At 48.0% G+C, this 3,421-nt stretch carries 5 protein-coding genes; all 5 read left to right on the forward strand.

The window, feature by feature from the left end; all coding sequences use genetic code 11:
- Positions 1-224 precede the first annotated feature (224 nt).
- The 5 genes from BMX59_RS29925 to BMX59_RS29945 all read left to right on the forward strand — a co-directional run bounded on the left by BMX59_RS29925 (position 225) and on the right by BMX59_RS29945 (position 3,026).
- On the forward strand, positions 225-458 hold the full coding sequence (locus BMX59_RS29925; RefSeq protein ID WP_092250874.1) for a hypothetical protein: 234 nt from the start codon (positions 225-227) through the stop codon (positions 456-458).
- Between the two features lie 457 nt (positions 459-915).
- Positions 916-1,440, forward strand: coding sequence for a hypothetical protein (locus BMX59_RS29930; protein ID WP_093128590.1), 525 nt, complete (start codon positions 916-918; stop codon positions 1,438-1,440).
- A gap of 120 nt (positions 1,441-1,560) precedes the next feature.
- Positions 1,561-2,142, forward strand: a complete 582-nt coding sequence (locus BMX59_RS29935) for a tetratricopeptide repeat protein (RefSeq protein WP_093128596.1) — start codon at positions 1,561-1,563, stop codon at positions 2,140-2,142.
- 169 nt (positions 2,143-2,311) lie between these two features.
- Positions 2,312-2,608 carry an EndoU domain-containing protein gene (locus BMX59_RS31270; RefSeq protein WP_371914398.1) on the forward strand — a complete coding sequence of 99 codons (297 nt, stop codon included), beginning with the start codon at positions 2,312-2,314 and terminating at the stop codon, positions 2,606-2,608.
- A gap of 10 nt (positions 2,609-2,618) precedes the next feature.
- The gene (locus tag BMX59_RS29945) at positions 2,619-3,026 is read left to right on the forward strand and encodes a hypothetical protein (RefSeq protein WP_093128602.1); all 408 of its coding nucleotides are present in this window, start codon (positions 2,619-2,621) and stop codon (positions 3,024-3,026) included.
- Positions 3,027-3,421 lie beyond the last annotated feature (395 nt).

Raw genomic sequence — 3,421 nt, forward strand, 5'->3', positions numbered from 1 at the left:
CGGCCGGCCTGCCAGTTGAAGAGCGTCTGGCTGTTGAAGCGGGTGCTCAGCGTATCCAGGACCGCTTGGTTATAGGCCTGTTCCCGTTCTGTTTGAACCGGTTAATGGGGTCTGACCCTGGGGAGTCACGTTGTTAGGCACGAAAACCCCGTTTGGTACGGCGCTAGGTGTGTATGTCGGCGGAGTGGGTTATAAGGGCTACGGCTTTTACGAGGAGGCTAAGGGTGACGATTAGTAAGTTGATGTTCTCGGCAATAATGGCGGCGGGTGTTTTAGTCGTAATGCTTTCCATAGGATGCCTGCTGGCATTGTTGCCAGTCCTGTTTATTTCTGCAGGGTTTGAGGTGGAATTTGATGTGGTATTTGTATGGTTGGGAATGCCATTCTCGATTTTTTTTGCGTTAAGTTGGTTTTATAAGTATGCAGACTTCGCAAAATCAATCATCTTTAGGCATTAGTGAGTCCCGTTTCTGTTAGCAACGCATGGGGTAAAGCGGGCTTGGCGAAAAGGCCGTTGACTATTGTTCTCAGCGTCCAAAGCGACAGTTGAAAGATGAGGCGTTCCGGAAAGTCTATACCGTTGAATCGTCACGCCGCATGGTAAATAAATCAAAAAAGCAGACGGACCCTGAGGGATTCCCACACATTCACCCTAAACCCCGGAGAGCGATCTTGAATCTGCTCTGCTGGCGAAGTCTTAGGCTTGGCGAGGTCGGTGCGCGGAGTCTCTAGGTGACTCGAATGATGAGCGGGCGTTGCGCGTTGTGCTAACGCTTTTAAAAGCTAGAGAGGAGTCGATTGTCATTCACAGGTTTCAAGCCTAGAACGATAACCAGCTATCAGCAGTATTATGATAAGCAGGGAAGTCGGTTAAAATATGAAGCTGGGGAATGGAAAAACTAGGAGTGATGGTGAATGACTTTATTATTTCCTGATCTTATGGCTGAGTTGAGTCCTGGCTTGAGTGCGGCTGGTTTTTATTTGGGCGAAGACTTTTCCTGTGTTCAGGAAAAAATTGGCGCTGTGGAGTGGTACGACTCAAACTCCGCTCTTAATAAAATTTTGCTCGAAAGTTCAGGTTGGATTGGCGTTCGAACGCCGGTGGGCTCCGCCATCGATGTAGGTGCAGTCGTGGAGTCTTTCAGCTATCGGAATGACTGGGTTTCATTGGATTTCGGAGAGGGCAATAAGCTATATAGGATTGTGGTTGGTAGAGGCTATCAAGGAAAGTTTAAAGTGGTTATGCCTGGCAGTGACCTACTGCTGCTTGAGGATTTTTACGAGTTGGATTTTAATGATGTGGATGATGAGTTTCTGATTATTGAAAATGGTGAATATATAGAGGGGGTCAGCTTTATTACCGACTATAGAGCACCGTTGGAGTATGAGTCTAATCAGAAGATCGAATTGATATCGGTGCATGACTGGTCGTTTCAATAGAAGTAAATTTTGAACCAAGTATGCTGGGCGATAAAATAAAGAGTTTAAAGGGGGGCAGCCCGCGCGCAGTAAATGGCGGCTGACCCTGAGCAGTCCCGTTAGAGTAGTTGGAGAGTAGCTGTGAACGAGTCTGATTTTAATGATGTTAAGAGACAACTGATTCGGTACCTCTCAACCGGGCTTGTCGAAAATGCAATTGAATATTTCAAGGCCTGCTCGCATTCACTGTCTGATTATGCATGTGCTGAATGTTTAGGTGATATATGTTTCTATCAGCGTAACTTTGCCCAGGCTATTAAGCATTATGAAGTCGCTACCCAGTTGGCCCCTGATCAAGTCATAGCTCGATATCTTTTCCTTGCAGGCGTATCGAATGAGCGTGCGTCAAATGTTGTCGACGCATTCAAGTATTATCAGGCCGCCATTGAAGCCGAACCTTCATTTGTCGATACGTATCTTGAACTAGGTGCGATGTTGGTTAAGGTGGGAGATCTTGAAGGCGCCTTGCAGTGTTATGAGGATGCTATGGAAATAAAGCCTACAGACTTGGCTATTCATGAAAGTCTGGTGTCGATTTTGGGGGAACTTCACAAGCGCACTCCGGAAAAATATGTTGATAAGTATTTAGCGGTCAACGCGGAAATTGAAAAAATTAAGCATTCCGGAACGTCGACACCCTCGAACCGTCACGCTGCGTGGTAAGTAAAATTGATAAAGGGGATCCTAAACGGGGCGGATTTATTGACTTTGAGGTAGGTGACGAAACGAATCGAGTGATGATGCTGTATCTAATTCGGGCCGACAATCGCCTCGCGCTGAATGGCGGGCTCATGGGGTAAACGGTGTCTGACCCTGAGGGATCCCTGTGGAGGTGTTGTCGAGCAACGCTGACGGGACGCGAAATGCAAAATTGGTGGCGCAGTTTACTGATGTGAATATTTCGAAGATTAAAACGAGCACCTTGTTCCCCGCGTCCTGGTCGGATGCACAAACGATGAGTGCCGTTCGAGCTACTGGAAATGGCCCGGCGCTTGCGACGAGGGCCGATGGCGCCTCGTTGCATCAAACGACAGTTAACGGGGTAAAAGTTGAGGTCATCAAGGTTGGGGAACGCGTTACTGCTGGCTATCCTTGTGGCAGAGGCTGTACGGATCCGACGAAATTCTGATAGGTGAAATATGTTTAAAGAATATGAATTTTTGCTGGATTCAATAGGGTCAGAAGATTACTGGTCGGATGTAGGAATTGATGTCGCGGCCTCCAAGATCTCTCAGTTTGATAATTCAAGCTGGGACGAACTTGAATCTACTCTTCTGGCGAAGTCTGAAGTCTGGCGAGGTCGGTGCGCGGAGTCTCTCGGTGACTCGAATGATGAGCGGGCGTTGCGTGTTTTGCTAACGCTTCTAAAAGCTGGAGAGGAGTCGGTTGTCATTCATGCAATTGAATCAATTGAGTCAGTTTTTTTGGCTGGCTACATTTATGACAGGGCGCAGGTCTTACGCGCTCTAGATGAAGGATTTGAGGCAGAGAGCAGAACGTTGAAGCTAATGGCGGCTACGTTGGTCAGGAAGTTAAGTGAGGCATGAAGATTGCTCGGTAGCTGACAGAGGACGCCTCCTTTTCCTACAGGTCATTGTTTTGCCACGCTTTGACAAGCCAACCCAACCCGACTAACTTTCGTGGCGTGACGTATTCGCGTACTCACGCTATGCAGCGATTCTATTTCTCTAGCACGTTTTTCGTGGCCCAGTTGTGACTAGTCGGTAGCAAATGACTGTTAATCATTGGCTCCCTGGTTCGAGTCCAGGTCGTGGAGCCAGATAGTGACATAAAGAGAAGCCTGCAGAGATGCAGGCTTTTTTTGCCTTGGTTTCTCCTTGGCTATCAACGCGTCCAGTCTGGCAAGCCGGTACTAGGGCTGTGAAACTGTGGCGGTGCGAGGCACGGCTGCTTGGCGAATCGTGTAGCGAATATGCAGGAT

Source organism: Pseudomonas sp. NFR09 (assembly GCF_900111535.1).
Lineage (GTDB): Bacteria > Pseudomonadota > Gammaproteobacteria > Pseudomonadales > Pseudomonadaceae > Aquipseudomonas > Aquipseudomonas extremorientalis.

Excerpts from the sequence above, each read along its gene's own strand:
- BMX59_RS29930 (WP_093128590.1), top strand. The coding sequence starts at position 916 with ATGACTTTATTATTTCCTGATCTTATGGCTGAGTTGAGTCCTGGCTTG.
- BMX59_RS29945 (WP_093128602.1), top strand. The coding sequence starts at position 2,619 with ATGTTTAAAGAATATGAATTTTTGCTGGATTCAATAGGGTCAGAAGAT.